Origin of the sequence: Gramella sp. MAR_2010_147, assembly GCF_900105135.1 — a bacterium.
In the GTDB taxonomy this organism is placed as follows: Bacteria; Bacteroidota; Bacteroidia; order Flavobacteriales; family Flavobacteriaceae; genus Christiangramia.
The window spans coordinates 2,073,764-2,098,866 of the sequence record NZ_LT629741.1 but is presented as its reverse complement, the minus strand read 5'-3'; the positions used below and the strand labels follow the sequence as shown (position 1 = coordinate 2,098,866).

29 protein-coding genes are annotated in these 25,103 nt (G+C 36.9%); 14 read left to right on the top strand and 15 right to left on the bottom strand.

Features of this window, described 5'->3' with window-relative positions; genetic code table 11:
- The first annotated feature begins 124 nt into the window (after nt 1–124).
- Together BLT95_RS09495 and BLT95_RS09490 are read left to right on the top strand one after the other, a co-directional pair.
- Nucleotides 125–1,138 carry an LLM class flavin-dependent oxidoreductase gene (locus BLT95_RS09495; RefSeq protein WP_089665857.1) on the top strand — a complete coding sequence of 338 codons (1,014 nt, stop codon included), beginning with the start codon at nt 125–127 and terminating at the stop codon, nt 1,136–1,138.
- A 109-nt stretch (nt 1,139–1,247) separates the two neighbouring features.
- Nucleotides 1,248–1,916, top strand: coding sequence for an FAD-binding oxidoreductase (locus BLT95_RS09490; RefSeq protein ID WP_089665856.1), 669 nt, complete (start codon nt 1,248–1,250; stop codon nt 1,914–1,916).
- 41 nt (nt 1,917–1,957) lie between these two features.
- On the opposite strand, the gene BLT95_RS09485 is transcribed toward BLT95_RS09490, so the two are convergent.
- From BLT95_RS09485 to BLT95_RS14315, 13 genes are all read right to left on the bottom strand, one after another.
- The gene (locus BLT95_RS09485; protein ID WP_089665855.1) at nt 1,958–2,320 is read right to left on the bottom strand and encodes a VOC family protein; all 363 of its coding nucleotides are present in this window, start codon (nt 2,318–2,320) and stop codon (nt 1,958–1,960) included.
- 5 nt (nt 2,321–2,325) lie between these two features.
- Entirely contained in the window at nt 2,326–2,865 is a 540-nt protein-coding gene (locus BLT95_RS09480) for an SRPBCC family protein (RefSeq protein ID WP_089665854.1), read from the bottom strand.
- 278 nt (nt 2,866–3,143) lie between these two features.
- Complete coding sequence (locus BLT95_RS09475; protein WP_089665853.1) at nt 3,144–3,452, bottom strand: hypothetical protein; 309 nt, start codon at nt 3,450–3,452, stop codon at nt 3,144–3,146.
- A 37-nt stretch (nt 3,453–3,489) separates the two neighbouring features.
- Nucleotides 3,490–3,912 carry an SRPBCC family protein gene (locus BLT95_RS09470; RefSeq protein WP_089665852.1) on the bottom strand — a complete coding sequence of 141 codons (423 nt, stop codon included), beginning with the start codon at nt 3,910–3,912 and terminating at the stop codon, nt 3,490–3,492.
- Nucleotides 3,913–3,986: 74 nt separating this feature from the next.
- A complete protein-coding gene (locus BLT95_RS09465; protein WP_089665851.1) occupies nt 3,987–4,391 on the bottom strand; it encodes a hypothetical protein in 405 nt (134 codons plus the stop codon).
- Between the two features lie 55 nt (nt 4,392–4,446).
- Nucleotides 4,447–4,872, bottom strand: a complete 426-nt coding sequence (locus BLT95_RS09460) for a cytochrome c oxidase assembly factor Coa1 family protein (protein ID WP_089665850.1) — start codon at nt 4,870–4,872, stop codon at nt 4,447–4,449.
- A 133-nt stretch (nt 4,873–5,005) separates the two neighbouring features.
- Complete coding sequence (locus BLT95_RS09455) at nt 5,006–5,473, bottom strand: hypothetical protein (RefSeq protein WP_089665849.1); 468 nt, start codon at nt 5,471–5,473, stop codon at nt 5,006–5,008.
- A 205-nt stretch (nt 5,474–5,678) separates the two neighbouring features.
- Nucleotides 5,679–6,014, bottom strand: coding sequence for a hypothetical protein (locus BLT95_RS09450; RefSeq protein WP_089665848.1), 336 nt, complete (start codon nt 6,012–6,014; stop codon nt 5,679–5,681).
- Between the two features lie 126 nt (nt 6,015–6,140).
- Nucleotides 6,141–6,680: a hypothetical protein gene (locus BLT95_RS09445; protein WP_089665847.1), complete on the bottom strand. Its 540-nt coding sequence runs from the start codon at nt 6,678–6,680 to the stop codon at nt 6,141–6,143.
- Between the two features lie 353 nt (nt 6,681–7,033).
- On the bottom strand, nt 7,034–7,906 hold the full coding sequence (locus BLT95_RS14490; protein WP_089665846.1) for an ester cyclase: 873 nt from the start codon (nt 7,904–7,906) through the stop codon (nt 7,034–7,036).
- A 225-nt stretch (nt 7,907–8,131) separates the two neighbouring features.
- Nucleotides 8,132–8,698 carry a hypothetical protein gene (locus BLT95_RS09435; protein ID WP_231896351.1) on the bottom strand — a complete coding sequence of 189 codons (567 nt, stop codon included), beginning with the start codon at nt 8,696–8,698 and terminating at the stop codon, nt 8,132–8,134.
- A gap of 236 nt (nt 8,699–8,934) precedes the next feature.
- A complete protein-coding gene (locus BLT95_RS09430) occupies nt 8,935–9,618 on the bottom strand; it encodes a class I SAM-dependent methyltransferase (RefSeq protein ID WP_089665844.1) in 684 nt (227 codons plus the stop codon).
- A gap of 78 nt (nt 9,619–9,696) precedes the next feature.
- A complete protein-coding gene (locus BLT95_RS14315) occupies nt 9,697–9,852 on the bottom strand; it encodes a hypothetical protein (RefSeq protein ID WP_157718036.1) in 156 nt (51 codons plus the stop codon).
- Nucleotides 9,853–10,222: 370 nt separating this feature from the next.
- On the opposite strand from BLT95_RS14315, the gene BLT95_RS09425 reads away from it, so the two are divergent.
- The gene (locus tag BLT95_RS09425; protein WP_089665843.1) at nt 10,223–11,158 is read left to right on the top strand and encodes a ribose-phosphate pyrophosphokinase; all 936 of its coding nucleotides are present in this window, start codon (nt 10,223–10,225) and stop codon (nt 11,156–11,158) included.
- A 9-nt stretch (nt 11,159–11,167) separates the two neighbouring features.
- Here the strand turns inward: BLT95_RS09425 and BLT95_RS09420 are convergent, their stop codons facing one another.
- Nucleotides 11,168–12,766 carry a Ppx/GppA phosphatase family protein gene (locus BLT95_RS09420; protein WP_089665842.1) on the bottom strand — a complete coding sequence of 533 codons (1,599 nt, stop codon included), beginning with the start codon at nt 12,764–12,766 and terminating at the stop codon, nt 11,168–11,170.
- Nucleotides 12,767–13,115: 349 nt separating this feature from the next.
- Here BLT95_RS09420 and BLT95_RS09415 point away from each other — a divergent pair, with 349 nt between their 5' ends.
- The 11 genes from BLT95_RS09415 to BLT95_RS09365 all read left to right on the top strand — a co-directional run bounded on the left by BLT95_RS09415 (nt 13,116) and on the right by BLT95_RS09365 (nt 24,097).
- A complete protein-coding gene (locus BLT95_RS09415) occupies nt 13,116–13,775 on the top strand; it encodes a 50S ribosomal protein L25/general stress protein Ctc (protein WP_089665841.1) in 660 nt (219 codons plus the stop codon).
- A gap of 248 nt (nt 13,776–14,023) precedes the next feature.
- Complete coding sequence (gene pth / locus BLT95_RS09410; protein WP_089665840.1) at nt 14,024–14,650, top strand: aminoacyl-tRNA hydrolase; 627 nt, start codon at nt 14,024–14,026, stop codon at nt 14,648–14,650.
- 6 nt (nt 14,651–14,656) lie between these two features.
- Entirely contained in the window at nt 14,657–15,592 is a 936-nt protein-coding gene (locus BLT95_RS09405) for a bifunctional riboflavin kinase/FAD synthetase (protein ID WP_089665839.1), read from the top strand.
- The gene (locus tag BLT95_RS09400; RefSeq protein ID WP_089665838.1) at nt 15,585–16,904 is read left to right on the top strand and encodes an HTTM domain-containing protein; all 1,320 of its coding nucleotides are present in this window, start codon (nt 15,585–15,587) and stop codon (nt 16,902–16,904) included. The genes BLT95_RS09405 and BLT95_RS09400 overlap by 8 nt, the downstream gene beginning before the upstream one ends.
- Before the next feature lie 67 nt (nt 16,905–16,971).
- Nucleotides 16,972–18,243, top strand: coding sequence for a serine--tRNA ligase (gene serS / locus BLT95_RS09395; protein ID WP_089665837.1), 1,272 nt, complete (start codon nt 16,972–16,974; stop codon nt 18,241–18,243).
- A 46-nt stretch (nt 18,244–18,289) separates the two neighbouring features.
- Nucleotides 18,290–20,074 (top strand): tetratricopeptide repeat protein, encoded by a 1,785-nt coding sequence (locus BLT95_RS09390; RefSeq protein ID WP_089665836.1) that lies wholly within the window; start codon nt 18,290–18,292, stop codon nt 20,072–20,074.
- Nucleotides 20,075–20,097: 23 nt separating this feature from the next.
- The gene (locus BLT95_RS09385) at nt 20,098–20,406 is read left to right on the top strand and encodes a DUF4286 family protein (protein ID WP_089665835.1); all 309 of its coding nucleotides are present in this window, start codon (nt 20,098–20,100) and stop codon (nt 20,404–20,406) included.
- 21 nt (nt 20,407–20,427) lie between these two features.
- Entirely contained in the window at nt 20,428–21,249 is an 822-nt protein-coding gene (rsmA, locus tag BLT95_RS09380; RefSeq protein WP_089665834.1) for a 16S rRNA (adenine(1518)-N(6)/adenine(1519)-N(6))-dimethyltransferase RsmA, read from the top strand.
- Nucleotides 21,230–22,579 (top strand): magnesium transporter, encoded by a 1,350-nt coding sequence (mgtE, locus tag BLT95_RS09375; protein WP_089665833.1) that lies wholly within the window; start codon nt 21,230–21,232, stop codon nt 22,577–22,579. The genes rsmA and mgtE overlap by 20 nt, the downstream gene beginning before the upstream one ends.
- Before the next feature lie 121 nt (nt 22,580–22,700).
- Entirely contained in the window at nt 22,701–23,687 is a 987-nt protein-coding gene (locus BLT95_RS09370; RefSeq protein WP_089665832.1) for a 2-hydroxyacid dehydrogenase, read from the top strand.
- Nucleotides 23,688–23,692: 5 nt separating this feature from the next.
- Nucleotides 23,693–24,097, top strand: coding sequence for a VOC family protein (locus BLT95_RS09365; RefSeq protein ID WP_089665831.1), 405 nt, complete (start codon nt 23,693–23,695; stop codon nt 24,095–24,097).
- A gap of 266 nt (nt 24,098–24,363) precedes the next feature.
- Here the strand turns inward: BLT95_RS09365 and BLT95_RS09360 are convergent, their stop codons facing one another.
- The gene (locus tag BLT95_RS09360; RefSeq protein WP_089665830.1) at nt 24,364–25,017 is read right to left on the bottom strand and encodes an SDR family oxidoreductase; all 654 of its coding nucleotides are present in this window, start codon (nt 25,015–25,017) and stop codon (nt 24,364–24,366) included.
- Between the last annotated feature and the right edge of the window lie 86 nt (nt 25,018–25,103).

The window sequence follows — 25,103 nt, the reverse complement described above, 5'->3', positions numbered from 1 at the left end:
AGAATAGAAAATTTGCTCGTTGAGTCTTCCTTTAGGCGATATTTCTTTTTGTATCAGTAAGCTTTTCTGAAAAACGAGACCAAATTCAGGCTTGCAGCAATGCAGGCTTTTTAAATTTACAAATATGCCTCAAAAAAGTATCGATTATTCTGTTCTTGAACTGGCTGTAGTAGGGCAGGATATTCCGCATCATAAAGTTTTCGAAAATAGTGTTGAAATTGCACAAACTGCAGAGCGTTTAGGCTATAAAAGGTTCTGGCTGGCAGAGCATCATAATATGGTAAGCATCGCCAGTTCAGCAACTACCGTGCTTATGAGTCATATTGCTGCTAAAACTGAAAGCATTAGAATTGGGTCTGGAGGAATTATGCTGCCCAACCATTCCCCGCTTATCGTTGCGGAGCAATTTGGCACTTTAGGCTCGTTGTACCCCAATAGAATTGATATGGGATTAGGCAGAGCACCTGGAACAGATCAGGTAACCGCACATGCCATTAGAAGTGATCGTATGAATTCGGTTTTTAAGTTTCCGCATGAAATTGATGAAATTCAACGATACTTTAAAAATGAAAGGACGACTACAAAAGTAAGAGCTACGGTAGCCGAGGGAGTAGATGTGCCAATGTATATTTTGGGATCCAGTACAGATAGTGCTCATGTGGCGGCTGAAAAGGGACTTCCCTATGTATTCGCCAGCCATTTTGCACCTGCTCAGTTATTTCAGGCGATGGAAATCTATTACCGGGAATTTCAACCTTCACTGTATCTTGATAAACCATACAGTATTGCCGGTATCAATGTAATTGCTGCTGAAACCAATGCTGAAGCTGAAAAGATCTCTACAAGTTCTCTCAGAATGATGGTAGGCGTGCTAACAGGGAACCTGGATTATCTTCAGAAACCAGAAGAAATGAATGCTGAACTTACTGAAATTCGGAATCATCCTCAATTATCCCGAATGCTGGAATATGCCTTTGTGGGAGACCGTGAAACGATCAAGAAAAATACAGAAGATTTTATCAAGAAGACGGGAGTGGATGAGGTAATTGTAGCATCGCATATCTATCATCAGGAAGATCGTCTTAAATCTTTAAAGATCTTTTCAGAGATCATGAATGAGATCAAGGAGAGGTCTTAAGTATTTATAAAACTGCCTTAAAATATGATAAAAACGGTTAAATATTAGGCTCACAGAACAAAATTGATCTGCTTTTTCATTTATAATCTTTACCTTAAAAAGAAAAATTATGGAGGAGATAGTAAAGATCAAGTCAGTAGGTAATGTTACGCATGATGTTAAGAAATTCGTTGTCGAAAAGCCCTTGGGTTATAAATTTACACCGGGTCATGCCACAGAAGTTTCTATCAATAAAGAGAATTGGAAAGATGAAAAGCGACCGTTCACATTTACCAGTTTAAATGAAGATGATTTTCTGGAGTTTACGATCAAAATATATCCAGATCATGATGGGGCTACCGAACAGCTGGGCAAATTAAAACCTGGAGATGAATTGATAGTTCGGGATACCTGGGGAGCTATAGAATATAAAGGCCCAGGTTATATTATTGCCGGTGGAGCCGGGATTACTCCGTATATCGCGATGTTGCGTGATCTAAACAAAAAAGGCAAAACAGAAGGGATGCATCTTATCTTTTCCAATAAAACAGATAAGGATATTATTCTGAAAGAAGAACTGGATTCCTTGCTAAATAAGAACACCACTTATGTGATCACAGATCAGGAAGATACGAAACACACAAAAGCGTATTTGAATGAAGAGTTTCTTAAGAAAGAGATCAAAGATCTGGATAAACGATTCTATGTATGTGGCCCTCCGGAAATGACCGAGGAAATTAGTAATATTCTAGAAAAGTTAGGAGCAGATACAGATGCGGTGCAACTGGATGATCAATAACTATTTATTTAATACAAAGCCATATAGTTTATCTGGTTTTGCTATAGATCCTCCACAAAGAAGATCGCATTTCTATTTAGATCATATAGTCCGAATTCATTGGTGCCCCAGGAAGTTTTTAACCGTAATCTGTCTTCTGTAATCACTCCTTTTTCAACCAATTCCTTAAAAACAGGCTGAATATCTAATACAAATATTTTAATTACAGATCCGCCCAGTAAAGGGTCCTCCTCAGTATCGGCATGCCATTGAAGATGAATACAAAGGTTCTCCCTTCGCATAACGGCATACATTTCATCTTTTTGGAGTAATCTAAACCCTAGATTCGTTTTGTACCACTCCACATCTCTATTTAAATCGCTGGTTGGTAAAACGGGTGATATTTCAATAAAACCGGAATCCATAATAATTATTCTTCCAATTCAGATTTTAAATTTTCAAGACCAGTTTGAAGATCATCTCCAATCATTTCTTCAAAATCCATAAAAAGGAACATTAGGTTCATAGGGTAATCCATATGTCCGCTAAAGCCCCAGGCTACCCGTGTTTGATCGTTAGACACTTCTTCAGTTGTCATATATGCAGGTTCTGTAGATTCAAAAGGTTCATAAAAGCGCAGCTCAAAATCTATCCTCCTGCCTTCATCTATCTTCACAATTTCCTGCTCCCCTTTTCCAACCTCCTCGTTATCACTATCCCATGCAGAAACGAAACCAACAGTACCATCGGTACCTTTATATGTTTTTTTCATATCTGGGTCCATCATGGCCCATTTGCTGTAATTATCCTGGTTCTTTAAATACTTTACGTAATCAAAAACTTCCTCATTAGGCTGATTAATTACGATCTCTCTTTCTACTGCATAATCTTTCTGAACAAAAAGCGCAACAATAAGTGGGATTGCTATAATGATTACCAGAACGATCAGGATTTTCTTTAAGATTCTCATATTGAAAAGTATTTAGGCTGAAATTTAGAATGCAGCAGGCCACCTTCTAACAACCAAATTATGAAATTAATTCTATTTGAGATGGTTATAATTTTTTAAGGAATTGATTTCATATCTTATTCCATTCCCAAATTCCATATTTAAGCTCGTTTGGTAATTTATAACCTGATAGTTTTAGAGTGAGTAAAATATTTCCCCGATGATGTGCTTCATGATGAATAAAGTATCCAAGCAGGGGAATTATGCCTCTTTTAAAACCTTTCGTTATTCCTTTATTTTCAAAAGCCTTCGGTTAACATTTCACTTATAAGCGCTGCGCTTTCACTATGACAGTCTATGAGCATTGTAATGCTTTTTTTATCTGAAGCCTTGATGGTATGAAGTTCAGAAACCAGGTTTTTATTAAATCTTTCAAGTTTCCAGAACCTTACATTGTACATATGTGCCAGTTGGTGTCCAATAGTACCGCCACCACGTTTTGAAGTGGTGAGATCCAGCGCTTCGTTAGTAATAGAGTTAAGAAGAAGTAAATTTGTTCGATGGTTGATCAGCCAGGTATCAATAATTTGATCTTTGATAAAGTCCATTTTTTAAAAGAGGATGTATATATGTTTTGAAAAAAGATTAGCCTTTAGACTCTGCATACTTCTTAAAGTTATTGAGAATTGCCTGCCAGCCTTCCTTTTGCATCTCTACAGAGTTTTTATCTTCCGGTTCAAAAACTTCCTTTAGGCTTGTAGAATTATTATTTTCAGAAAACAGAACGCTTACCATCCTGTTATCGTCAAGTTTATAAACCAGTTTCTCGTTCTGCTTTATTTCCTTGTAAACCCCTGAAAAATAAAATCCAAAACTCCCGTCTTTAGCCTCCATTCTGTATAAAAACTTACCGCCTTTTTTGAGGTCATTTTCTGCTGACGGACATAGCCAGTCTTCTGAAGCATGATTCCATTGGATAATATGTTCCGGTTTGGTCCAGAACTCCCAAACTTTTTCTACTTTCTTTTCAATGTTCACTTTAACACTTATACTGTCTTTAGTTGCCATGTTTAGATCTTAAATTGATTGATCCTAAAATACCAAATTTCAGGGAGTTATTTTCTATCAAAAATCAAATAGGCTTATTGATCAATATTTCTCATTTTATAGAGATCATGATGAAATACAATGATGAAATAAATAAGAATAATAAGTAGGATTTCGTAGCCGCTTTTTACTTCAAAGCTATCTTTTCTGAAAACTAATTCCATGATAACATCCAGAAAGAAAAGTCCAAGTCCAAACAACAAGGCATTGGCGAGTTTCCCAAACCTCATTTCCGTAATTTCTTTGGTCTCATTCTTTTGATAGGAAAAACTGAAAAAAATGGCTCCTAGGAGAATAAGATCTTTAAATACCCATAGAAAGATATTTTGAGGACCCTGTAAGAGATCATGGATACTATAATTTAGGATCAAAAAGGCTATAGATATGAAAATAAGGGCTAAACCTATAAATTTGAAATATGAAGGGAGTAGTTTTTTCATTTAATAGATAATGGGGTTGAACTGAAATACTTTAGGTGCGAAGATGAGACCTTAGTTAAGGTTTAATGGTCTCTATGGTTTGGGTGTATTCAGAAGAATTAAATATCCTAACATTTATTTGATCATAGTGCCATTTTTCATCTATTCTATAGGCTTCAATATCTAATTTTGCATCTCCTTTTTCACCATTTATTTTTATGGTAGTACTAACTTTTTGGTTATTTTCAGAATACCTTACTTCACCATTTAGTATAACCATCTTATCTATAGGCTTTATAAATCCTATAGATTTCAGTACACGTTGATCCTTATTCGCATTTTCAATGGCATTTTTATATAGGTCATTATCAGCATAAGCCTGAGTAAGATCTGTAGCTATTTTGCCTAGTCCTGAGGAAGTGAACAAATAGAGTATAATTGTAATGATGCAGACTACAGGAACAAGCCATTTATAATTTCTATTGATCCACGGTCTTTTCATGAGATGTTATTTTTAATTATTCAGGAAAAAATGAAATTTTTGTTAGCCTTAAGCTGTTAAATAAATCTTCTCTAATTTTTGAATTCGACATTCTTATACAGCAAGTTTTTAAGGATGAATAAAAAAAATTAGCTTATGTATAGATCAATGCCAATATAAAAGGGATGGTAACTGTTACAGATATAATGGCCGGTTTTATCCAACTTTTCTTCTCGAACTCGATGTTCTTGCCAAGATATCTATTCCAGAAGTATTCGTTAAGAATAATAGCCCCCAGGATATTTAGTGGGATTGTAAGTCTATTGGTTCCCATAGAGTTTATGGTAAAAATCATACCTGCAGAATAAATAATTGAAAAGATTAATACCTGAACCCGTCCCTTTTGCTCTCCCTTTTTCTTGAGATTGCTCATTAGGATCACAGCTCCAAAAATGGTGGAAAAAATAAGAGAAAATGCGGTAATTACCCTTTTAGAGTAAAATTCCGGAAGGATTTCTGTGATCTCGTTTTCTTCGAACTCAATGTTAGCAGGATCTTCGGAATCTGTATTTTCAGATTTTTTCTCTTTAACTTCTGCTATATAACTGAAATTATTATTCAATACGATATGACTTTATATCAACTCTTATATTGGAAAACATGCAGAAGTAGGGATGCAGTTTTACCAATTCTTGGCTAGTTTCAAGCGAAGGTATAAAAATTCATACTAATCCCATAGGATATGGAAAAACTAATAAAAAATAGATATTTGCCACTAAATACCGTTGGAAAACCACTTTTTTGAAATCTGGTGAATATAACTAGATTCAGTCTTGGATTAACATTGTGGTAGTGGCACTTCTTCGATTTCTAAGCTCTTTTTCTACTTTATTCACAAATAAAAAGATCATTAACAGAGTAATGATAATAGAAATAATAAGAAGCTTAAACTGTCTCATCACTTCATTTCTGGCTTTGATACGAATCTTTTCTATAATCTCTTCCAGGATATCTCCCGGGATTTTGTCAGAAAAAATTCCATCCTGCCTAAGCTCATCCCTGTAGATATTTTCGCGAATATTCTCTTTGAATTTGGGTTTGTTAGAATGTAAAAGAGATTTGTTGTGATTTTGCTGACTTTTTATTTCATTTCTGCTGGACATAGATTTTGTCTTAATACTTAGATATGCTCTAAGCTTACGTCTTATTAATAACCAAAAGAATTAGCTCAAAAGATGAAGCGGCTAATTTTCAATAAGTTAATAAATTTTTGTCAACAGTGATTTTTACTACACGGCCGTTAGCTGTAATTGAAATAATTTTTGCTTAATTATCTTTAAAATACCCAGATACTTCTCAAATTGATTAACATTGGTGATTCCGTATTGGGAAACGAGACTAATACTGGAAGTATCATTTTTATCAATTTTCAGAAAAACTCTTTCTCCTTTTAGAAGATCTGAAAGCTTTCGATGAGAGATTAGATTTTCAATAAGGTGGACATCACCGTTTATTTCAAATTCTTGCTGGATTTTCCTGCTTTTTTGTATCAGGATAGAATCTATCATTTTTTGAAATTTAGATTTTGGGCTGATCTCTAAATATGTTTGCAGGTCATCCTCAAAATGAAGTCGTATGCTTGCAGGTTCGGTCACTCTCGAAATACCATTAACAGGATTAAAATTTAAGGTGATCTTTGAACCATTTATTTCAAAACTTCCGGTTTGGGGTTCGTAATGGTAAAGACCTAGTGGGCTTTTAATTGTAAGGTTTCTTTTTTCTTTATAAGGCAGGTTGTGTTTAACTGTAAGTTCTTTGATTAGGTTCATGGATGAGTTAGATTTTTCGGCTTATATCTAAATGGGATATAAGAAAATTTAGAAACGTACTATTCTTTCGGCTTATATAGTAGATACAGATTGTAGCAGATGGTTGCTTCAAAAATCAGAGAAATTTTGAGAAAATGAGGATTGTTTTTATTGTGTGCTCATATTCAGGGTTTTATGTGTGCCAATTGAGAAGGTAAAACCGGATAATATCCACGGACTATTTCCCCAAAGTTTATCATAGGCGGGGTTTTGAAATAGCATGCATGTTCACTATTCTTAAACAGGAATGTTTAGGAAGTTAAGAGAATATTCTGCAACAACTCTAAACGGCAATTGGAGCTAATATTCAGGTATTAATTAGTATCGGTTTCTGCCAGTTTCCTGGTGTCAACATATTGCTGAAAAGCGGTGATCTTCCCGTCTTCAAGCGTCCATAAATGTGCTGCCTGGACGTTATAGGCTTTTCCGGTTTTCCACTTGCCATCATAGCGAAGACTTGCAAAAACCTGATTGTTACTCATCTCATGTAACTCAATATCTTTTAAACTGAAGTATTCATGCTCTGTCATGATTCTGCCAAAAACCCCCTTTACAACTGCATCGGGACCAATATATGGATTGCCATCAGCATATTTATTACCCTCTGCTTCATTCCATTCTATCTCGGGATGCATGTTGCTAAGTGCTGCAGGAACATCCCCGGCTGCGAATGCCTTATATAGAGAGTCAATCATATCGATGTTCTTTGGATCTGAAATTAAGCCCAGCTGAGCCATAAAATCCATATTGTCCAAAAAATCATGTTCTTCCAGAATTTTGCCATTTTTCATTTTTACCAAAGTCACTCCCTCCATATCTATACTTTTTCCTGTAGCTGGAATTCCGAAGAAATCACCGGAATGTTCGCCACGAAACCTCCAGTGTTTCACGATATTATCATCCTGTCCAAAAATATTAATAATATCAAATTTGATATTTGAAAAGCCAGTAAGGAAATTTTGGTAATAGGCTTTAAAAGCCTCAATACCCTTGATATTTTCAGGATTGCTAACAAGAACAATATTTTCATCAAAGTTTGAAGTATTGATCGCGTTAATTTCTCCATTATTAATGATCTCATCCCAGGCCTGGGAGTACATCTGGATATTTTTTTCAGTTTGATTTTGCGTGTAGGCCATCGTAATGCCTGAAATTATAAAGACGAAGAGAAGTACTGTAGTTTTCATGTTAGCTGTATTAATTAAGTATCTTAAAATATTCTTGTATTTTGAAAAAAATAATCAACATTCGGGAGGTATAGAAATTCCCATATTAAATATATAAATTACTGAAATACAAATTCTTGTATTTTTGTGAAATAAGACGATCTATACAATTTACCGGATGACAGGTATTGTAATTGGAAGTGAAATGATGAATATACGTGTTAAACCAGGCACCTTATAAATCCTCTAAGGAAGTAATACTGGGCCAAGTATTTCGAACCAAATTAAGAAACCGGCAATTCCACCGGTGATTCCACTTAAAATAAATGTTGATCGTATATTTTTAGATATAATTTTAAATATCACATAGCAGGAAACTCCTAAGCCTATAAAGCCAAGTATTATAGGAAGGCTTCCTGATGATAAACCTAAATATTCAGAAATATACATTTCGTCGCCTCCAAAATAGATGCCTTCTTGAAAAACTATATTGTAAATTATGGAATGTACCAGGTTAAATACTTCCCGTAACCAGAAAAGCGAGAGAAATACCGCTAACCAGTCTATAGTATTTAACCCGTTTCTTTTTATTTTTTTTCTTCTAATCACTAAAATTAGTAGACCTATACACCCGGTAAGAATTGTTTGTATGGGACCCCCTATCAATATTAAAAAATCGTCAGACTTAAATTTTTCCATCCCTCTTTCAAATGCTTCCTTCTGTTCATATGGAAGATTATTTTCTATCTCATGTTCATTTTCGATATAAATCACATCCAGCTTGTTAGAAAGTTCTGAATTATCGTACCTCATGCTTCCATAGTGAAGGCTAGTGTCATATCCCAGGCTTTCAGCAGCAATTATATGCCCAAATTCATGGCTGATGGTTCCTATTACGGTGAATAGAATAAAAACGAAGATGAATATGATGGGCTTTTTAAAAATAAAGGAGATATTTAATAAATTTTACACCTACGGGTCTACTTAAGCTAATTTTCGGCAATTGTTCTCCGTTTATCAACCCTTATATTTCTTTCTTATTACCGAACTCATTTAACGGCCTGTAGATATATCCAGTAGCCATCTCTATATGGAATTTGGATATTATTAAACCCGGCTTGCTCAAGCCATTCTATTTGAAGATGATAATCTTCGGGCTTATCATATATACGATAATGTTCCATCACCCAATCCCATTTTTCTCCGCCGGGAAAGTTAGAATTCACAAAATCCCCCCATTCCTTTAACAATGCTGGATGAGCAGGATTTGTTTTATTTATCATAAGATCGCTATAGCAGAAGACACCTCCGCTTTTTAAGGATGAATAAATTTTTCTGAAAAGCGATTGTTTTTCTTTCGTATTACAGTGGTGCAGGCTAAAACCGGCTACCACAAGATCGTAATGATCCTTTTGAAAGCAAAAATCTTTAAAATAAGAGTTATGAAAATTAACAGTGTAATTATTGAACTGCTTACGACATAAATCAAGCATTTCTGAAGAAGCATCTACCAGATTAAATACAGCCTCTGGAAAATGCGGAATTAATTGAGCTGTGATATTACCATTCCCGCATCCAAGATCTAAAATAGCCTCCGGATTAAGATCCCTGGGAAGAAATTTACCAAAACTCGAAACCAGATCACGGTAATGAGGTACACAGCCAATCATATCGTTGGTGTAATTTTTTGAGAATTCATTAAATTCTATAGCTATGTCCTTCTCATTCTTCACAAGAGATCTTTTTTGAGAGTATTAAAGATATGATAATTAATCTATTTTGCGATTTAAAAGAGCCAGCGGTGAAAATTGTTATTTTACCATCTCTGTTTGGCTTGAGATATTTCCAGGTTCCCCTGTTAAACCTCTTTCGAAATCATCCCAGTCGTAAACAATCACGAAAATAAAAGCGGCTAATACTCCTAGTATGAAAAATTTAAGATCTCTACTTTTAAGATTGAAATTCATATAATTGATTTTAGGTTATGGTTGAATCCTGATAGACCGTATCTAAATAGGTTATATTATGCTTATCTAATTTTACTTTTCCTCCTGGTTAGTTGAAAAGGTACAGGTTAGAATGCTCAGAATTGCTGAAAGTATTAGGCTTATCATCAGTTTGATTTTACGAATATGAATAGTTTAGAACTTCTAGCAGATAAAACTAATAATTTCTAAACAAACCAACGGTTAAGACTGTTAAAAATATAATTTTTAAGGCTTTTACTTATTTAAATCACCTTTCTTGATAAGCAGGTGGTTTTATGCTGTTATCACAAGGATAAATTTTTAAATTTGCATGCAACGATAACAAAACACACAACAAAAACAACACAACATGCCTGCAACAGAAGCTAAGATCTTTAACTGTACCCAAAGTCGTGAACTTGCCGAGAAGATCGCCAAACGCTATGGTTCTAAACTGGGAAATGTAATCACCTCTACTTATAGTGATGGTGAATTTCAGCCTTCTTTCGAAGAATCGGTAAGAGGTTCGCGAGTATTTATCATAGGGTCTACGCATCCTGGCAGCGATCACTTAATGGAAATGTTATTGATGCTGGATGCTGCAAAGCGAGCTTCTGCAAGACATATAACGGCTGTAATGCCGTATTTTGGTTGGGCAAGGCAGGATAGAAAAGATAAACCTCGTGTACCTATCGCAGCCAAAATGATCGCAAGTATTCTGGAAACAGCAGGTGCTACAAGAATTATTACGATGGATCTTCACGCAGATCAGATCCAGGGATTTTTTGAAAAGCCTGTAGATCATCTCTATGCAAGTACTGTTTTTCTTCCATATCTTAAAAAACTTGGACTTGATAATTTAACGATTGCTTCCCCGGATATGGGCGGATCCAAGAGGGCTTATGCTTATTCTAAAGCGCTTGAAAGTGATGTTGTGATCTGTTACAAACAAAGAGCAAAGGCGAATGTGATCTCCCATATGGAGCTGATTGGTGATGTTACCGGGAAGAATGTGGTTTTAGTAGACGATATGGTGGATACTGCCGGAACTTTAACCAAAGCTGCAGACCTTATGATAGAACGGGGCGCGAAAAGCGTTCGTGCTATTTGTACACATCCCGTACTTTCTGGAGAAGCTTATGATCGTATTGAAAAATCAAAACTTCAGGAATTGATCGTTACAGATTCTATTCCGTTGCGCCAGGAATGCAAAAAGATTAAAGTGGTAAGCTGTGCTGAACTTTTCGCAGATGTGATGAGGAGTGTACAGGATAATGAGTCTATCAGCTCTAAGTTTATTATGTAATTCTTATTATTAATTATTACCACCGGTAAGATTCTGGATGCGCTCAGGTTCATTTTTATTCACAGCGTATATTTCCAGTTTTTTACCGGTCACTTTTTGAAATAGTTTAGACTTTCTTTCGGCACCCCATATTTCCAGTTCAGGATCGCCCATGGTGGTGATATAGAAATTCACCTTTTCGGTTGCGTTTTCTACCTCTAGTTTTTCCACATTTTGATAGTGACTACGATCAAGACCATCAGCCACCCTTAAAAGTGCTGAAAGTTTTTTTACTTTTTTGCGAAGTGGTTTTTCCAGCTTTTTATAAAGAAAATGTTTTTTCTTCGGAAAAGATCTTCGATGGTATCTCGCCACATTGGCCATGATATTGATCTCATCTTCAGTGAAGCCTTTTAAATCTGAATGTATAATAAGATAAAGTGCATGTTTATGATGTTTCCTATACGAGATGTAATAGCCAATATCATGCAGAAGACAGGCATATTCAAGCAACTCTCTGTCTCTTTCTTCAAGTTCCAGTTCTTGCCGGAAACAATCAAAAAGCTGGAGAGCCATTTTGGCAACGTGCTTAGAATGAGCTTCCATCCAATTGCATTTACGAAGTAATTCGTAAATACTTCGTTTTCTGGGTTCGGGAAAATTTGCGACCATATCCAGCTTTGGCCGTTCCTGTTTAATAAAGTTTAGAATCATCCCGTCCCTTAAAGCCGCTTCAGATATCTTGATGTTTTCTAGATTGAATTTTTTCACCAGGTATTTCACCAGTACCATCCCGGGATTAATGATATCTATTCGCTTTTCATCCAGCTGACTTATCTTTTTTCGCTCTTTCCTGTCCAGAATGATAAAATCTTTATAGAGAGATTTAAATTCTGAAGTTTCAAAAATTAGTTCATTAAGGCTCATATTGGCAGTATGCGAATTTCTTTTGGCTACCATCGCCCCAATGTTTTCCATAGTTCCCGAAGAACCTATCATGGTTTTTACATTATATTCTTTTAGAAGCTTTCCAATTTCATTCAGCTCTTTTTTATAGTGTTTTCGTAAAATTTTGATCTCTTCTTTTGAGATTGGATCTGTCTTCACAAATCTTGCAGCCATCCTGGCCACTCCTAATTTTAAACTCTTGTGATAAAGAAATTCTTCATTGTTGCCTATGATAAATTCAACGCTTCCTCCCCCTATATCCACCATAAGCACCATTTCTTCATTCAAAGCAATACTGTGTCTAATGGCGTAACCTATCAATTCAGCTTCTTTAGTACCTGGAATCGCCCTGGCCTTAATGCCAATTTCCTCCTGGATTCTTTGAATAAGATCACCCCCATTTTTAGCTTCCCTGATGGCACTGGTCGCAAAAGCCAGGATTTCTTCAACTTGCTGACTATCGCAAAGAACTTTGATGCGTTTTAGTGCATCCAGACCTCGTTGCATAGCGTCTTCACTCAAATGTTTATCCATTCCTTTTTCAGCAAGGATCACCATTTCCTTTAATTTATCAATGGTTCTAAAGCTGCCATCGGGATAGATATCTACAATAACCGCATGGAAGGAATTTGTTCCAAGATCTATGGCTGCGATTCGTTTTGTAGGAGATGAGTGGTTCATTTTTTAATTGGTTTTGGTGCTGTTAGTTTCCCGCCGCTGTTGGACACTTCAATTTACTCAAATTTGTCCTGAAAATTCGATAAGCTATTGTGAAATAATTAATTGATGGTGTCACTGAAGGCATTGTGCAGAAGTCGCAGGATATAGCACAGCGACCAGGTCTATGTATGAGATACTTTACAATGTTCAGAATAATTTCCAATTTTATAATTCCGCAGAACTTTTTAAGCTACAGGGTTTTATAGATAAATAAAAAGACCTACTTTTGCATCCTGAAATTTTTGCGCAAATGAAGGCAGTCCATTAAGTGACCAGACAACATTTGCTAATAGTAATTTAAAATATACAAATGAAATCAATTACGATCAACGGATCTAAAAGAGAAAGCGTAGGCAAGAAGGCAACGAAAGCTTTACGTAATGCTGGAGAGGTTCCTTGCGTATTGTACGGGGTAGAAGGTGATCCACTACACTTTGCAGCAGAGGAAAAATCATTCCAGAACTTAGTGTATACACCAGATGTACATACTGTAAAAATTAAATTGAAAAGTGGAGAGTCTTATGACGCTATCCTGCAGGATATTCAATTTCACCCTGTAACAGATGCTATTCTTCATATAGATTTCTACCAGATCTTTGGTGATAAGCCAATTACTATGGAAATCCCAATCCACACTGAAGGTGTTGCAAGAGGGGTTAAGAACGGTGGTGTATTAAGATACAACCTGCGTCGTCTTAAAGTAAGAGGATTGCCTGGAGATCTTCCAGATTATATCGTTGCGAATGTAACCAAACTTAAAATTGGTCAGAAGCTTTATGTAACTGGTGTAGATAGCAAAGATTTTGTAATTCAGCATCCAGATAACACGGTAATTTGTCAGGTAAGAACATCTCGTAACCTTGTTGAACTAGAAGATGATGAAGACGAAGATGAAGTAGCAGCAGATGAAGTGCCAGCAACTGAAGTTGACGATCAGGCAGCTGTAAAAGAAGGAGAAGATAAAGAATAAGCTTCTTTTGAATATATTTAAAAAGCATTCCTTTCGGGTCAGACCGATTTCGGAATGCTTTTTTATTTAATCTAATAATTGAAGTTGTCCAAAAATATAATTTTTGAGACAGCTTCATTCCTCATCGTTTCTCTTTTGGAGAGATTAGAACTGTTTTTTGCAGTTATAGATGAAACTTAAAACTTCGGTTTTGTTTTTCTAATTTAAAAGTATCTGATTAATTTTATCTTTACTAAAACACGAATTAGATGCTTTCATTCTTCGGAAGGATTTTAGGAAAAACAAAGACTGGCGAGAACATAGATCCCATGAAGAAATTTTTAATCGTTGGCCTGGGAAATATTGGTCCTAAATACGAAAATACCAGGCATAATATAGGTTTCAGGATTCTGGACGAACTGGCCCGTGAAAAGGAAGTCACTTTTGAAACTCAAAAGCTTGGCGATGTAGCAAGTTTTAAATTTAAAGGAAGAACTTTCATTTTACTGAAGCCGAGTACGTATATGAATTTAAGCGGTAAAGCCGTGAATTACTGGATGCAGAAGGAGAAGATTTCCATTGAAAACCTGCTGATTGTTACAGATGATCTAAATCTTGCCTTCGGAACCTTGAGATTGAAGACCAAAGGGAGCGATGGTGGCCATAATGGCCTAAAAGATATACAGGCACAATTAAATACCACGAAATATAATCGTTTTAGATTCGGGATCAGTGATGAATTCTCGAAAGGGAATCAGGTGAATTATGTTCTGGGGGAATGGGGCGATGATGAGGAGAGTAAAATGCCCGAGCGTCTAAAAACTTCAGCAAAATTGATACAATCTTTCGGAACCGCGGGTGTTTCCAATACAATGAATACATTTAACGGAAAATAGCAGAAATTGAAAGAGCATAAAGGAGCAAACTCATTTATAAGTGAACGTCAAACGGTGGTCACTATTGGTACTTTTGACGGGGTTCATGCAGGACATAGAAAAATTATTGAACGCCTTGTAAACTCTGCAAATGCAAACAGCCTGGATTCCGTAGTGCTTACTTTTTTTCCACATCCCAGAATGGTTTTGCAAAAGGAAAGTGGAATTCAGCTTATTAATACCATAGAGGAGCGTAAAAAGTTACTGCAGCAAACCGGGATAGATCATTTAGTGGTACATCCTTTTACGCATCAATTTTCAAGACTTACAGCGCTGGAATTTGTTCGGGATATTCTGGTGAATAAATTAAAGGCAAAAAAGATCATTATTGGCTATGACCATCGTTTTGGTCGTAACCGCACTGCAGACATTAATGATTTAAAACAATTTGGGCGAGATTTTGGCTTTGAAGTAGAAGAGATCTCACAGCAGGATGTAGAACAGGTTGCGGTAAGCTCTACCAAAATAAGGAATGCATTATTAGAGGGGCGTGTAGAAAGAGCCAATATGTACCTTCAGCATCCTTTTACTTTAAATGGAACTATTGTTAAAGGCCGTGGTATAGGCAAGGATCTTGGTTTCCCAACAGCCAATCTTGAAATTGCTGAAGATTACAAACTCATTCCAAAAAATGGTGTTTATGTGGTACAAACCAGAATTGATGGAGTGGACGTAAGGGGAATGATGAACATTGGCACCAACCCAACCGTGGGTGGAAAAGAGAAAACCATAGAGTCTTATTTTTTTGATCTCGATCAAGATTTGTATGGTAAAGAGATTGAACTGGAATTACTTGTTAGAATTCGTGATGAAAAGAAATTCTCTTCGGTAGACGATCTTAAGATCGCAATGAGACAGGACCAGGCATTTTCTAAACAATATTTAAAAGATAACCATGCTTAACAGGTGGCTTTTTAAACAAGTCGACAATTCAGCATTGGTCGTCTTCCGGGTGCTATTTGGCTTTTTAATTGCCATCGAAGCATTTGGAGCCATCTTCACTGGTTGGATACGAAGAACACTTATAGAGCCCGATTTCACTTTTAATTTTATAGGTTTTGAATTTCTGCAGCCTTTACCCGGCAACGGAATGCTTTGGTACTATGGCGTAATGGGTGTTTTTGGAATTTTTGTGATGCTAGGTTTTAAATACAGGCTTAGTATCATTTGCTATGGGATCATGTGGTCTGCGGTATATTTAATGCAGAAATCTTCCTACAATAATCATTATTACCTGTTGATGTTATTGTGCTTTATTATGAGTTTTTTACCGGCTCACCGCTGGTGTTCATTAGATGCGAAGATAAATCCCGAAACAAGCAGGGTTTCCATGCCTCGCTGGGTTTGGGTTGTCATTGTTTTGCAGCTTTTTATCGTTTATACATATGCATCAATAGCAAAACTGTACCCAGACTGGCTTGATGGAAGTTTCCCTGCTTTGCTAATGCGATCAAAAGCAGATTACTGGCTGGTGGGAGAATTTCTTCAGCAGGGCTGGATTAGATATGCGATCGCCTATTTCGGCTTGCTTTTCGATCTGTTAATTATTCCATTACTACTCTGGAAAAGAACCAGGTTAGCGGTGTTTCTGGCTGCGATCTTTTTTCATCTTTTCAACAGTTTTATTTTCCATATTGGTATTTTCCCATATATGTCACTTGCTTTTTGCATTTTCTTTTTTCCCCCTGAAAAGATCAATAAATGGTTTCTGCGGAATAAAAAGAGGTATTACGATAAAGGAGAGATCATAATTCCTTCATACCGGAATTTTTTGATAGGTGCGATGAGTGTTTGGTTTATCATTCAGCTGGCCCTTCCTTTAAGACACTGGTTCTTTCAGGATGATGTGCTCTGGACAGAAGAAGGTCATCGTCTAAGCTGGCGTATGATGCTACGCGGAAAAAGCGGAAGAATTGCTTTTAAAGTGGTAGAAAAGGGAACCAGCGATACGATTTTTATTGATAAAGAAGAGTATCTATCACGAAAGCAATTACGGGCAATTCCCACAAAACCAGATATGATCTGGCAGTTCTCACAGCGTATTGAAGAAGAGTATGCTAAAAAAGGAAAGAAGGTCGAGATCTATGCGGAAGGAAAAATTAGCGTAAACGGTGGACCTTACAAACCACTTATTGACCCGAAAGTAGATCTTGCAGCAGAAGAATGGCAGCATTTTCAACATCATGACTGGATTCTTCCCTCAAATTCGGAGTAATTATCTTACCGGCTTTTGTTACATTTGCTGCTTAGAAAAAATTATAAACGGTAAATAAAACGGCCTTATGTTACAGGTTTCAAATATTGCAGAACATAAAGAGAACTACATTAAAGCCCTTAAAAAAAGGAACTTTAACGCAGAAGATATTTTTGAACAGGTATTAACTCTGGATGAAACCAGAAGGTCTACACAGGCAAAGCTGGATGAAACGCTGGCGACTTCTAATAAAATGTCCAAAGAGATTGGATTGATGTTTAAAAATGGAGAACACCAAAAGGCGAATGTTTTAAAAGAAAAAACCGGAAAATTAAAGGAAGAGTCTAAAGAGCTTTCAGAAAAGCTTACTTCTACGGTTTCAGATCTTCAAAACTTACTTTATACGATCCCAAATATTCCGCATAAATCTGTTCCTGCAGGAAAGACCGAGGAAGACAATGAAGAGATCTATAAAGAGGGAGATATTCCTGTTCTTGCTGAAGGTTCACTGCCTCACTGGGAACTTGCTAAAAAGTATGATATTATAGATTTTGAACTGGGAAATAAAGTCACCGGGGCAGGATTCCCTGTTTATAAAGGTAAAGGAGCGAGACTTCAACGAGCCCTGATCACATGGTTTCTGGATAAAGCTATAGAAGCAGGCTATACTGAATATCAATTACCGTTAATGGTAAATGAGGCTTCTGGTCTTGGAACAGGCCAGTTACCAGATAAAGAAGGGCAGATGTATCATGTTACTGAAGATGATCTCTATCTAATTCCCACTTCTGAAGTCCCTATGACCAATATGTTCAGAGGCAGATTAATGAATGAAAAGGATTTTCCAGTTCTATGTACCGGCTATACGCCATGTTTCAGGAGAGAGGCAGGTTCTTACGGCGCCCATGTTCGTGGATTAAACCGTTTACATCAGTTTGATAAAGTGGAGATCGTAAGACTGGAAACACCTGAAAATTCTTATGCAGCTCTGGATAGTATGGTAGACCATATTAAAGGATTGCTTAAAGAGCTAAAATTACCGTATAGAATTTTAAGACTTTGCGGCGGCGATCTTGGATTTACTGCCGCCCTGACTTTAGATTTTGAAGTATTCTCTACCGCGCAGGATCGCTGGCTGGAAATTAGTTCTGTTTCTAACGTCGAGAATTTCCAGGCGAATAGACTGAAATTGAGATATAAAAATAAAGAGAACCAAAAGGAGCTGGTTCATACTCTTAATGGAAGTGCGCTTGCACTGCCAAGAGTGCTGGCAGGAATCCTGGAAAACTATCAAACCGAAAACGGGATCAAAGTACCTGAAGTATTAGTCCCTTACTGCGGATTCGATATGATAGATTAATCTCTTTATCACCATTTTAAAACAGCGCAAATGTTTATATTTACATATGCGCTGTTTTGTTTTTATGGCTTTATGGTGGTTAGCTGGTTGTGGACTTTATGCTCAAAGTGAACAGCTGGCAAAGAATTTTTTTGATCAGGGTGAATATGAAAAGGCACTAAAGATCTACCAGAAACTTTATGAGGGAAACCCTGCCAATCCGGTATATTTTAATGGAGTAGTTTCTGCGAACCAGCAGATGGAAAATTTTGAGGAAGCTGAAAAGATGTTAATGGAACGTCTTAGCCGCTCGGCCAACAATCCTTCCATTCTTATTGAATTAGGTCATAATTTCGAACTCCAGAACAACGAGGAAAAAGCTAAACGATTTTACGATGAAGCCTTACAGGCCATAGAGTCCAGGCCAAATTATGCCTATGCTATTGCCAGGGGTTTTGAGCAGTATAATTTATTAGATTATGCAGCGAAAGCCTATGAATGGGCCATGGAAAAAAGTGTTGATAGAAATTATAATCTTCAACTTGCACGTATTTATGGGGAACAGGGTAAAATTGAAGAGATGTTCAGCAATTACCTGGACCTTATAGAGGATGACATGAAATTCTACGGGATCGCGAACAGGGAATTTAACCGTTATATTTCTGAAGATGCACAGTCTGAAGCCAATATCATATTTAGAAAATTATTGCTGAAGCGACTGCAGGAGGATCCACAACTACTTTATAATGAAATGTTGAGCTGGTTATTTATCCAGCAAAAGGACTTTGATAAAGCCTTTGCGCAGGAGCGTGCTATTTTTAAAAGAAGCGAAAATTCTTTGCAGGGTATCCTGAATCTGGCAGTTCTGGCCAGGGAAGCCGAGGAGTTTGAAACCGCTGAAGAAATTATTGGTTATGCTATTGAAGAGTCGCCCTCCAGGACCTTCAACCTTCAGGCAAGGCATTTTCTTTTAAATATTAAGCAGGAAACAAGCGGTCGTGAAGATTTGGCAAAAGTAGAAGAAGATTTTAAATCACTTTTAGAGGAATATGGATATAGCCTGGAAACACTGGATGTTCAGATAGACTATGCCAATTTTATTGCTTTTAGTTTAGATAAAAAAGAGGAAGCAATCTCATTGCTGAAAAGATCTGCTGAGATTAGTCCGGATAAATTTAATACCGCTAAGGTGAAAATGGCGATGGCAGATATTTTGGTGGTTCAGGAAAAGTTTAACGAAGCGCTTATTTATTATTCGCAGATTCAAAACCTTGTGAAAAATGATGTCATTTCTCAGAATGCGAGGTTTAAAGTTGCAAAGACCAGTTATTATAAGGGTGATTTTGAATGGGCCAAGACTCAGCTTGATATTTTAAAATCTTCTACTTCACAGTTAATCGCGAATGATGCCATGGAACTGAGCTTGCTAATCAGTGATAACTCCCTGGAAGATTCTACACAAACTGCATTGAAGAAATTTGCCCATGCAGACCTGCTTACTTTTCAGAAAAAGTACAGTGAAGCTATACAGGAATTAGATTCAATCCTTGTATATCATAAAGGTGAAAAGATAGAAGATGAGGCATTACTGAGTCAGGCAAAATTATTCGAAGAAGAACAGAATTTTGAAAAAGCAGAAAAAAATTATCTTGAGATCATCAACTCATTTAATGATGATATACTTTCTGACAACGCTCATTATTTTCTTGCGGAATTGTATGCAAATCAACTTGAGGATCCTGAAAAGGCAAAGTCGCTTTACGAACAAATTATCTTTAACTTTGCCGATAGTATTTATTTTGTGGAAGCACGTAAAAAATACAGGATGCTTCGTGGAGACATTATAGAGTAATTCCAAAATTTAAAATTCTAGATATGATCATATATAACGTTACCATTAACGTTCAGGAGGATATTCATGATAAGTGGATAAAATGGATGAAAGAAGAGCATATTCCAGATATGCTGGCGACTAAAAAATTTACAAAAGCTTTAATGACGAAAGTTTTGGTGCAGGAGGCTATGGGCGGAATTACTTATTCTGTACAATATACTACAGAGAGTAAAGAGATGCTGGAGAAGTATTATACTGAAAATGCTGACGAAATGCGTTCTAGATCAAAAGCCTTTGAAGGTAAATTTGTAGCGTTTAGAACTGAACTGGAAGTGATCACCGAGCAGTAATTTCTGCGTCAAATTATTATTATGAAAGATAAACACCGCGCTCCTCAGGGAAATTCATCTGATGTTAGAGCCAAAAAACATCTGGGACAACATTTTCTTACCGATGAGAATATCGCGGCGAAGATAGCAGATACCTTAAGCTACGATAATTACGAGAAGGTTCTGGAAATAGGCCCAGGAATGGGGGTGCTTACCAAATATCTTCTGGAAAAGGATACAGAGGTTCATGTGATCGAGATCGATACAGAGAGTGTGGAATATCTTGAAAGTCATTATTTACATTTGCGAGGTCGCATTCATGAAAAAGATTTTTTAAAGCATGACCTTGGCCAGATATTCAGAGAAGAACAATTTGCCGTAATTGGGAATTTTCCTTATAATATTTCAACGCAGATCGTTTTTAAAGTGCTTCAAATGCGGGATCAGATTCCTGAATTTTCAGGAATGTTCCAAAAAGAAGTTGCGAAACGTATCTGTGAAAAGGAGGGAAACAAAACTTACGGAATTTTAAGTGTGCTTACGCAGGCATTTTATGAAGCAGAATATCTGTTCACGGTTCCGCCTTCAGTTTTTAATCCGCCGCCAAAAGTAGATAGTGGAGTTTTGCGATTACGAAGAAAAGAAAATTTCAGTCTGGATTGCAACGAAAAATTGTTTTTCAGAATCGTTAAAACTTCCTTTAACCAGCGTAGAAAGACGTTGCGCAATAGTTTAAAAAGTCTTAATCTTCCAGATAATTTAAGGGAAGATACTATCTTTGGCCTTCGGCCGGAGCAACTCGGTTTCCAGCAGTTTATTGAGCTGACACAAAAAATTGAGCCGTATGCAATTTCAAATAACTGAAGAATTAATAGATAAGATACAGTACCTCATTGAAGAACAAAACAATGAGGAATTGTTGCTGCACCTGGAAGAAGTGCACCATGCCGATATTGCTGAAATTCTTACTGAATTAAATCTTGAAGAAGCTACGTACCTTGTTAAGCTTCTTGACAGTGAAAAGACAGCAGAGGCTCTTATGGAGCTGGAAGAAGGAGTTAGGGAACGAATTCTTGAAAATCTGTCTGCAAGGGAGATCGCATCAGAGCTTAACGAGATGGATACTGATGATGCAGCAGATATCATCTCTGAACTTTCCCTTGAATTACAGCAGGATGTAATTTCCGAAATAAAAGACGAACAGCACGCAGATGATATTGTGGAGCTATTACGTTATGATGAAGATTCTGCTGGTGGTTTGATGGCAAAAGAGCTGGTTAGGGTAAATGAAAACTGGAGCGTTACTGGCTGTATGGCTGAAATGCGCAAACAGGCTGAAAATGTGACCCGTGTGCATTCGATTTATGTGGTAGATGATAAAAACAAATTAAAAGGGAGGCTCTCACTAAAGGATCTACTTACCGCATCCAGTGATGCCAACATAAGTGATATTTATATTCCGCAGGTAGATTTTGTAAATGTGCATACCGAAGGTGAGGAAGTAGCCAGGATTATGCAGAAATATGATCTGGAAGCCATTCCGGTAGTGGACGAAATGAATCGTTTGGTTGGTAGAATTACCATTGATGATATTTTAGATTTTGTAAAGGAAGAGGCAGAGAAAGATTACCAGATGGCGGCAGGTATCTCTGAAGATGTAGAGGCAGATGCGAGTATCTGGAGATTAACAAGGGCACGTTTACCATGGTTAATTTTAGGCTTGTTTGGAGGTCTTGGTGCTGTGTATGTAATGAAAGGCTTTGAAGAAGCCCTGGCAAATTATGTAGAGCTTTTCTTCTTTACTCCATTAATTGCTGCGATGGCAGGGAATGTTGGGGTACAGTCCAGTGCGATCATCGTGCAGGGGCTTGCTAATGATAATTTAAAAGGCAGTTTATTTAACAGGCTATTAAAGGAAATAGGTCTTACTTTGATTAACGGAGTAGTTTTGGGAATTCTGGTGATTCTTTTTGGCTTTATTGTGGGACAACCCCAAATTGTAAGCTTAACCATTGCACTGGCTTTGATCACAGTGATCATATTGGCCGCGCTTATAGGTACTTTTGTGCCTATAATACTTGATAAACAAGGCATCGATCCGGCGATCGCTACAGGGCCTTTTATCACTACCAGTAATGATATTTTCGGAATCTTTATTTTCTTCTTCCTGGCGAAAACCATCCTTGGGTTTTAGAATACTTCCCTATTTTTTCGACGGTTGATAATCATTCTTTAAATTTGCAAGTTCCGTTTTTGGTAGATAGCTGAAACTACGGAGAATGCTATTTTATAACTAATTTGAAAAAGAAAAGAATATGATTATTCTGCATGCCGATACCAATCATCCAACCTTGATGAAAAAGCTGGAAGAGGCCGGGCATCACAATATTGAAGGATACGAACAAACCAGAGAAGAGACACTTCAAAATCAACATTTATACGACGGAATTGTAATTAGAAGTCGCTATAAGATTGATCGGGAATTTATTGATGCTGCTCCAAACCTTAAATTTATTGCCCGGGTTGGCGCCGGTCTGGAAAGTATAGATGTAGAGTACGCGAAAGAAAGAGGAATTCAACTTTTTTCAGCGCCAGAAGGAAATAGAAATGCCGTAGGGGAACATTCGCTGGGAATGCTGTTATCGCTATTCAACAAGCTTAATAAAGCTGATAAAGAGGTTCGTGAAGGTCTTTGGCATCGTGAAGAGAATCGCGGTGTTGAATTAGATGGCAAAACAGTAGGGCTTATTGGTTACGGAAATATGGGAAAAGCCTTTGCCAAAAAACTAAGGGGGTTTGACGTAGATGTGATATTCTATGATATCAAGGAAGGAATTGCCGATGAGAATGCCCGCCAGGTGGAATATAATGAGTTCTGTGAAAAAGCAGATGTGGTGAGTTTGCATTTTCCACTGACTGAAGAAACGGAACATATGTTCAATAAAGAATTTATCAGTAAATTCAAGAAGCCATTCTGGTTCATCAATACGGCAAGAGGAAAAAGTGTGGTAACAGCAGATTTGGTGGAAGCTCTCAAGGAAGAAAAAATATTAGGAGCAGGCCTGGATGTACTGGAATATGAAAAAGCATCTTTTGAAAGCCTTTTCAGTAATAAAAAGAATGTTTCTATTAGTGCTGCCGATCCTATTCCCGAAGCCCTAAGAGAATTAATGTTCATGCCCCATACTTTATTGAGTCCACATGTGGCAGGATGGACTAAAGAATCTCATGAAGGTCTTGCAACAGTAATCGCAGATAAAATTATCGCAGCCTTTGGCGAAGGTGATGCGGAAAAACCATAGAAATCATGAAAAACAGGGTAACAGGTTTAGGCGGATTTTTCTTTAAATCTAAAGATCCGGACAACGTAAAGAAATGGTATAATGAACATCTTGGTCTTAATACCGATCAATATGGCTGTACGTTCTGGTGGAAGGATAAAGAGGGTAATGACTGCTCAACACAATGGAGCCCCATGAGTGAGGATACCGATTATTATAAGCCTTCACAAAAGCAATTCATGATGAACTTCAGGGTGGAAAATCTTGAGGAATTACTGAAAGTGCTAAAAGAAGAAGGTGTTGAAGTTGTGGGAGAAATGGAAACCTATGATTACGGTAAGTTTGGCTGGGTCATGGATCCTGAAGGAAATAAGATTGAACTTTGGGAACCTGTAGATCAGGTATTTCTTGATCAGGAGAAAAAAGATTAGGTATTGTTGAATTTTCAAACCTGGCTATGTCTCACCCTGAACTTGTTTCAGGGTCTCCAAAGATGATGAATCAAGTTCAGCATGATGATTTTTTTGACATTTCGAGCGAAAGCAATTTGCATAGGTTTACCCATAATTAAATTGAAAGATTACTTCTCTTAGTTCGTAATGACTTTTAGGTATACTTCCTAATATTCATTGGAAATAAAAAAAACCTTGCAGAAGCTAACTTCTACAAGGTTTTTAAATAATAATATTGGTGCTATCTAACCTAACTGACTTAGTTCAATAAGTGCAGACTTTATAGACTCTTCACCTTCAATAGCTTCAAAAGTTATATTTTTCACCAATGGGTCTGCCAGTGACATTACGAGTATAAAAGCAACATCATCTCTGGATATTTCACCTCTTTCATTCAAAGAACCTTTAGCCACTTTAACTTTTGCCAGTCCAAGATCATCGGTAAGTGCTCCGGGACGAAAAATGGTATAACTGAGTCCGCTTTCTTTTAAGTATTCATCAGCTTCTTTTTTAGCCTCTAAATAATGCTTTAGGTCTTCATTTTTTGAAGGATCATCGGCTCCCATAGAGCTTAGCATTACAAATTTTTTCACATTTGCTGCTTTGGCGGCATCAATCAATTTTTTGGCACCTTCCAGGTCTACAGCAATGGTTTTATCTTTTCCTGTGCTTCCTCCTGAACCAGCTGCGAAGATCACTTTATCAATACCTTTCATCGTGTGGCTTACATCTCCTTCAAGATCACCCATCACGGCTTCTACCTCCATATCTTCAAATTGCTGTCTTTGCTCTTCTTTTCTGATAAGAGCCAGCGGATTAAAACTTTCAGAATTATTTAGAATTTCAATAACCCTTTTTCCAGTATGACCGGTTGCCCCGGCAATTAATATATTTTCCATAGTTTTTCTGTCATTTTTACATTTTACAAGATACGGAGGAATAGAAAGATTGCCCAGCGATGGCTTTGGAATAACAGTATATTAAC

Bases quoted from the DNA above. Each gene is read 5' to 3' on its own strand.
- BLT95_RS09465 (WP_089665851.1), bottom strand. From the start codon at position 4,391: ATGAAAAAACTACTCCCTTCATATTTCAAATTTATAGGTTTAGCCCTT.
- BLT95_RS09495 (WP_089665857.1), top strand. From the start codon at position 125: ATGCCTCAAAAAAGTATCGATTATTCTGTTCTTGAACTGGCTGTAGTA.
- BLT95_RS09490 (WP_089665856.1), top strand. From the start codon at position 1,248: ATGGAGGAGATAGTAAAGATCAAGTCAGTAGGTAATGTTACGCATGAT.
- serS (WP_089665837.1), top strand. From the start codon at position 16,972: ATGTTACAGGTTTCAAATATTGCAGAACATAAAGAGAACTACATTAAA.
- mgtE (WP_089665833.1), top strand. From the start codon at position 21,230: ATGCAATTTCAAATAACTGAAGAATTAATAGATAAGATACAGTACCTC.
- rsmA (WP_089665834.1), top strand. From the start codon at position 20,428: ATGAAAGATAAACACCGCGCTCCTCAGGGAAATTCATCTGATGTTAGA.
- BLT95_RS09485 (WP_089665855.1), bottom strand. From the start codon at position 2,320: ATGGATTCCGGTTTTATTGAAATATCACCCGTTTTACCAACCAGCGAT.
- BLT95_RS09470 (WP_089665852.1), bottom strand. From the start codon at position 3,912: ATGGCAACTAAAGACAGTATAAGTGTTAAAGTGAACATTGAAAAGAAA.
- BLT95_RS09400 (WP_089665838.1), top strand. From the start codon at position 15,585: ATGCTTAACAGGTGGCTTTTTAAACAAGTCGACAATTCAGCATTGGTC.
- BLT95_RS09475 (WP_089665853.1), bottom strand. From the start codon at position 3,452: ATGGACTTTATCAAAGATCAAATTATTGATACCTGGCTGATCAACCAT.
- BLT95_RS09435 (WP_231896351.1), bottom strand. From the start codon at position 8,698: ATGAGGTACGATAATTCAGAACTTTCTAACAAGCTGGATGTGATTTAT.
- BLT95_RS09420 (WP_089665842.1), bottom strand. From the start codon at position 12,766: ATGAACCACTCATCTCCTACAAAACGAATCGCAGCCATAGATCTTGGA.
- BLT95_RS09450 (WP_089665848.1), bottom strand. From the start codon at position 6,014: ATGTCCAGCAGAAATGAAATAAAAAGTCAGCAAAATCACAACAAATCT.
- BLT95_RS09415 (WP_089665841.1), top strand. From the start codon at position 13,116: ATGAAATCAATTACGATCAACGGATCTAAAAGAGAAAGCGTAGGCAAG.
- BLT95_RS09425 (WP_089665843.1), top strand. From the start codon at position 10,223: ATGCCTGCAACAGAAGCTAAGATCTTTAACTGTACCCAAAGTCGTGAA.
- BLT95_RS09385 (WP_089665835.1), top strand. From the start codon at position 20,098: ATGATCATATATAACGTTACCATTAACGTTCAGGAGGATATTCATGAT.
- BLT95_RS09390 (WP_089665836.1), top strand. From the start codon at position 18,290: ATGCGCTGTTTTGTTTTTATGGCTTTATGGTGGTTAGCTGGTTGTGGA.
- BLT95_RS09480 (WP_089665854.1), bottom strand. From the start codon at position 2,865: ATGAGAATCTTAAAGAAAATCCTGATCGTTCTGGTAATCATTATAGCA.
- BLT95_RS14490 (WP_089665846.1), bottom strand. From the start codon at position 7,906: ATGAAAACTACAGTACTTCTCTTCGTCTTTATAATTTCAGGCATTACG.
- BLT95_RS14315 (WP_157718036.1), bottom strand. From the start codon at position 9,852: ATGAATTTCAATCTTAAAAGTAGAGATCTTAAATTTTTCATACTAGGA.
- BLT95_RS09460 (WP_089665850.1), bottom strand. From the start codon at position 4,872: ATGAAAAGACCGTGGATCAATAGAAATTATAAATGGCTTGTTCCTGTA.
- pth (WP_089665840.1), top strand. From the start codon at position 14,024: ATGCTTTCATTCTTCGGAAGGATTTTAGGAAAAACAAAGACTGGCGAG.
- BLT95_RS09365 (WP_089665831.1), top strand. From the start codon at position 23,693: ATGAAAAACAGGGTAACAGGTTTAGGCGGATTTTTCTTTAAATCTAAA.
- BLT95_RS09445 (WP_089665847.1), bottom strand. From the start codon at position 6,680: ATGAACCTAATCAAAGAACTTACAGTTAAACACAACCTGCCTTATAAA.
- BLT95_RS09370 (WP_089665832.1), top strand. From the start codon at position 22,701: ATGATTATTCTGCATGCCGATACCAATCATCCAACCTTGATGAAAAAG.
- BLT95_RS09360 (WP_089665830.1), bottom strand. From the start codon at position 25,017: ATGGAAAATATATTAATTGCCGGGGCAACCGGTCATACTGGAAAAAGG.